We start from the raw sequence: 4,080 nt of genomic DNA on the forward strand, positions 1-4,080 counted from the left end.
AAAACATATCCATAATCATATCGTAGTAAATTCAGTAAATTTTGAGAATGGAGAGAAGTTCTATTATGAGGAAAAAGAGTTTAATAGATGGAGAGATAGAGCAGATGAATTAGCCCAAGAATATGGACTAGAAATTGTACAGCCAAAAGAGAAGAATTTAGAGATAGGAGAAGTAACAACAAAATCAAGACATACAAGAGAAGCTATAGAAAAGGCTTTAAGAGGAGAAAAACAAAGCGATATAGTAACAGTATCTTTGGCAGTAATTCAAGCAGGAGAAGAAGCAAAAAATAAAGAAGATTTTACAAGAATTCTAAAAGAAAAAGGAGTAGATATTGATTGGGGAGAAACTGTTAAAGAAGATGGTTCTATAAAATACAGAAAATATATTACTTTAACTGTTGATGAAGAACATAGAGTAAGTAAGAAGCCAAAATTTAGATTAGACAGCTTAGAAAATCATATACATCACCCTGCATTTAATACAGAAAAATTAAGGGAACATTTTAAAGAATTAGATAAGAAAAAAGAGCTTGAAAGATATAAACCAAAAGAACAAGAAAATCTGTGGAAAAAACATTTAAAAAATCAAAGCCGTGATAAAGACGGAATGGAATTATAAGGAGGAACTGTATGGCAAATTTATTTGAGGGAGCAAGTAAATTAAAAAATGAAGCAGAAGAAATTGATAAAGTTTTGGAAAGATTAAAGCTCACATCAGCAAGATTGGAAAAAATAGAGAAAACTTTTTCAGAAGTAGAAAATATAAGCCCTGATTTAAAGAAAATCAAAGAGGAAATAGTGGCTATCAAAGAAGAATATGAGAATATAGACGGAAAGGCTATAAGTAATGCGATAAATGACCTTGTAAATAAGATTTTTGATAGTTGGAAATTATGGTTGTTATATATTCCGTTGGGAGGATTTTTAATAGCTTTTATAATGGTATCATATTTCTATATGACCAATGTAAGAAGAATGGCAGAAGAAAATAAAATTTTATCCGATAGGATAAATTCTGTTTATAATATGCACCTGTTAGACCAAAAATATTGGTATGATAAGAAAAATCAAGAATTATTTTTAGGAGATTACGATTGGATAAAGAAGAAAATGGCAGAAGAAAAGAAAAATAATAAAAAATAAGTAATTTTTATAGAGAAAATAAAAGGAAGAAAAAAAAGAAGCTTTAAAGAGCTTCTTTTTTATATATAGTATGTATAAAGTATAATTTATATTTTAATTTAAAAAATAATATATATGTATGTAAATTTTATACATATTTTTTAAAGAATAAAATTTATACTATATACAACATAAAATATATATGTATATATTCTTTTAAAAGTATTATAAAATAAAGAAAAAATATACTATATATTTTTTTGTACTCTGCTTCCAAGTGCTTCCAAAAATACACATATATCATAAAGTGTTTTTATTTATTTTTAAATAATAGTAATTTATATACTATAAAGTATTTTTTATAAAACAAAATAATACACTATAATATATAGTATAAAGTATATTATAGTGTATCAGGGCTGCTCTTTAATTTTTTTTATCCAGTTCTTTATATTTTTCTAAAAATTCTTCTAAAGCACAGCTCAAAGCTGATATGATAGTGATTTTATTTTCTTCACAGAATTCTGTAAAGTGTTTATAAAGGTCTTCATTGATACGGATATTCTTGATTTTTATATTTTGAGAGTATTTAGTTTTTATATTTTCTAGGCTGTATTTTAAAGTTGCGTCGGCTTCATTTTTAATAGCCTGTCCTTCAGTCATAAAGAATAGAGCCTTTAAAACCTTGTCATTTAATAAAAAGTTGATTTTGTCTTGTGGTGTCTTAATTTCTTCAAAAGATTTAAAAATTTTTGGACTATCCAAGAAAAAGTCTATATTATTTGATGGAGTAGCAGATATAGGGGTAGCTTGTTTTTCTTCAGGAACAGGATTTTCAGCTTGTTCTTCCACCTCTTTAGGTTCTTCAATTACAGCTTCAGTAATTTCAGTTTCATCTATTTTTACAGCCTTTGGAGTTTCCTCTACTACTTCTTCCACTTCTACGATTTCAGGAGAGAAAGAATAGTTTAAATAGTTTAATTCCTTTTCTGTAAAGTGTTCGTGGTTTTTATCAAGCCAATTATCCTTTTTCTTAGGAGTAACAAATTTTTCTTTTATAATACTTTCAGCTTTTACTTTTTTCTTTATCATTCCCTTAATTTCTTCAATTTTCTTTTTAGTTTGAATATTCATATATGCCCTCCTTTAATACTTTATATATATAAAATATTATACCATACATTTATATAAAAATAAAGATTTTTTCTTTTTGGACAAGGATTTTTTACATAAATATTCTATCTGTCAAGGGTGGCAAAGCCATCGGCAAGCCGACTAAAGCCCTTGACTGCTTGAATATTTATGTGGGAGATTGATTTGCCAAAAAGAAAAAAATATAAAAAAGTAGTTAAGGTGGAGTTAGGAAAGAAAAGTTTTTATTAAGTTTTTTAATTTTGTTAAATTAATCTTTATTTCTTGACTTGAATTATTGAAAATGTCGGGGTATACTTATAAAAAATAGGTATGGAGGTCTTTTATGAAAAAAATATTTAGCGTAGTTATGCTTATATTTATTACATTACTGACAAGTAGTTTTACTAAAATGCACAATGATGAAGTTTTAGAAGTAATACAACGGCAAGTACCTAATGATAAGTTTTATTTTATCAGAGGATTGGAGAGAGAATATGGTTTTAATACCAATGTTCGTTATAGGGGAATAATTTATAGTGATAAATTAAAAGAAGCTAAGGCTTTTATGGGAATACAAGTGGCTTTAGAGGATTTAGATAGCTTATATATGTGGGAAGATGACTTTAAAGACCAATATGAGAATGCTCTTGCTTCTCCAAGACTGACTAAGATAATAAGAGAAAATGCTAAAAAAGTATTTGGAGATGACATTGTTGTATATGTGGATTTATCAGAAGCTATGTTTTTGAAAGAGGGTATTGAGTTTGTAGAGCAAAATATAGGAAATTTTATCCCTGATGAAAAAGTTGGACTTCGTGTATATATAGATATTTTTGCTGATGATATTACAAAAGTAAATATTGATGAATATAAAAAAAAGTTATTTAACTTTCATCAAATTTTATATAAGAAATATAATATAAATTGTGATATTAATATGTATTTAAGAGATAAGAAGTGTTTAACTTATGATGTAGTAAAAAATCATATATTTTATATTTTTAAAGATGAGCCACAAGTAAAAAAATATTTAAAGAAATATAAAAAGGAAAAAACATTGTCATCAAAAGAAATGGGGTATTTAATGGATTATTTTACTAAATATTTTAATGATGAGAATATTCCTAATATTTGGTTTCAAATGTATTATAAATATATAAAAAAACCAGAAGATGTTAATGTAATATTCCCAGAGGAGTTGAGAAATAATGGTTAGAGATGTAGAATATGCTTTTTTTTCTCAATTATCATATTTGAATTGGAATAATTTAGATTTAGATAAATTAAAAAAAGAGATTTCTTATCAAAATAAAGATTTTATTAATTTTTTAAAACTTAGTACAGTTTGGGATAAAATAAAGAGAGATGATATAGAGCCTGAAGTAATTAATGATATTTTAATGTATGATGAAAGAGATAAACGCCTTTTGGGAGTTTTTGGAATAGAAAAAGATAAAGATACAAAAGTAGAGTTAAAACCATATTATGATTTTAACGGCTGGCAGTTTATTTACAGTGCAGATAAAACAAAGCTGTTTGCTGATTATGGATATGGCAGAAATGTTTCTGACAATGGTTTTTATGCCTGTGCCTTTCAAAAAGAAAATGATGTTGTAATAGCTTACAGAGGAACAGACTTCAGCTTTAAACCTGAAGATATTAAGGGAACAATTAAAGATATGATACAAGATATTGAGTTGGGATTTATGAAAGAAAATGGATCACAACTAATCTGTGCCTATATGTTTTTAGAATATATAAAGAAAATGTGTAAAAAAGAAGAAGAAAAAATAAATATTCATATAACAGGGCATAGTTTAG

The 4,080-nt window shown here is 26.2% G+C and carries 5 protein-coding genes; 4 read left to right on the forward strand and 1 reads right to left on the reverse strand.

Annotated elements, in window-relative coordinates; translation table 11 throughout:
- Positions 1-622: relaxase/mobilization nuclease domain-containing protein (locus T364_RS0106860; RefSeq protein WP_027128917.1), on the forward strand; the 622-nt coding region annotated here is incomplete at its 5' end.
- An 11-nt stretch (positions 623-633) separates the two neighbouring features.
- Positions 634-1,146 carry a hypothetical protein gene (locus tag T364_RS0106865; RefSeq protein ID WP_026674110.1) on the forward strand — a complete coding sequence of 171 codons (513 nt, stop codon included), beginning with the start codon at positions 634-636 and terminating at the stop codon, positions 1,144-1,146.
- 405 nt (positions 1,147-1,551) lie between these two features.
- Here T364_RS0106865 and T364_RS0106870 read toward each other — a convergent pair whose 3' ends face one another.
- Positions 1,552-2,259, reverse strand: coding sequence for a hypothetical protein (locus tag T364_RS0106870; protein WP_026674123.1), 708 nt, complete (start codon positions 2,257-2,259; stop codon positions 1,552-1,554).
- Between the two features lie 343 nt (positions 2,260-2,602).
- On the opposite strand from T364_RS0106870, the gene T364_RS0106875 reads away from it, so the two are divergent.
- Positions 2,603-3,475 carry a hypothetical protein gene (locus tag T364_RS0106875; protein ID WP_027128918.1) on the forward strand — a complete coding sequence of 291 codons (873 nt, stop codon included), beginning with the start codon at positions 2,603-2,605 and terminating at the stop codon, positions 3,473-3,475.
- A partial coding sequence (locus tag T364_RS0106880) for a hypothetical protein (protein WP_027128919.1) occupies positions 3,468-4,080 on the forward strand: 613 nt, incomplete at its 3' end. The genes T364_RS0106875 and T364_RS0106880, both read left to right, overlap by 8 nt.

Origin of the sequence: Fusobacterium perfoetens ATCC 29250, from assembly GCF_000622245.1 — a bacterium.
In the GTDB taxonomy this organism is placed as follows: Bacteria; Fusobacteriota; Fusobacteriia; order Fusobacteriales; family Fusobacteriaceae; genus Fusobacterium_B; species Fusobacterium_B perfoetens.

What these genes read in the sequence shown, in the direction of transcription:
- T364_RS0106865 (WP_026674110.1), top strand. Translation starts at nt 634, where the DNA reads ATGGCAAATTTATTTGAGGGAGCAAGTAAATTAAAAAATGAAGCAGAA.
- T364_RS0106870 (WP_026674123.1), bottom strand. Translation starts at nt 2,259, where the DNA reads ATGAATATTCAAACTAAAAAGAAAATTGAAGAAATTAAGGGAATGATA.
- T364_RS0106875 (WP_027128918.1), top strand. Translation starts at nt 2,603, where the DNA reads ATGAAAAAAATATTTAGCGTAGTTATGCTTATATTTATTACATTACTG.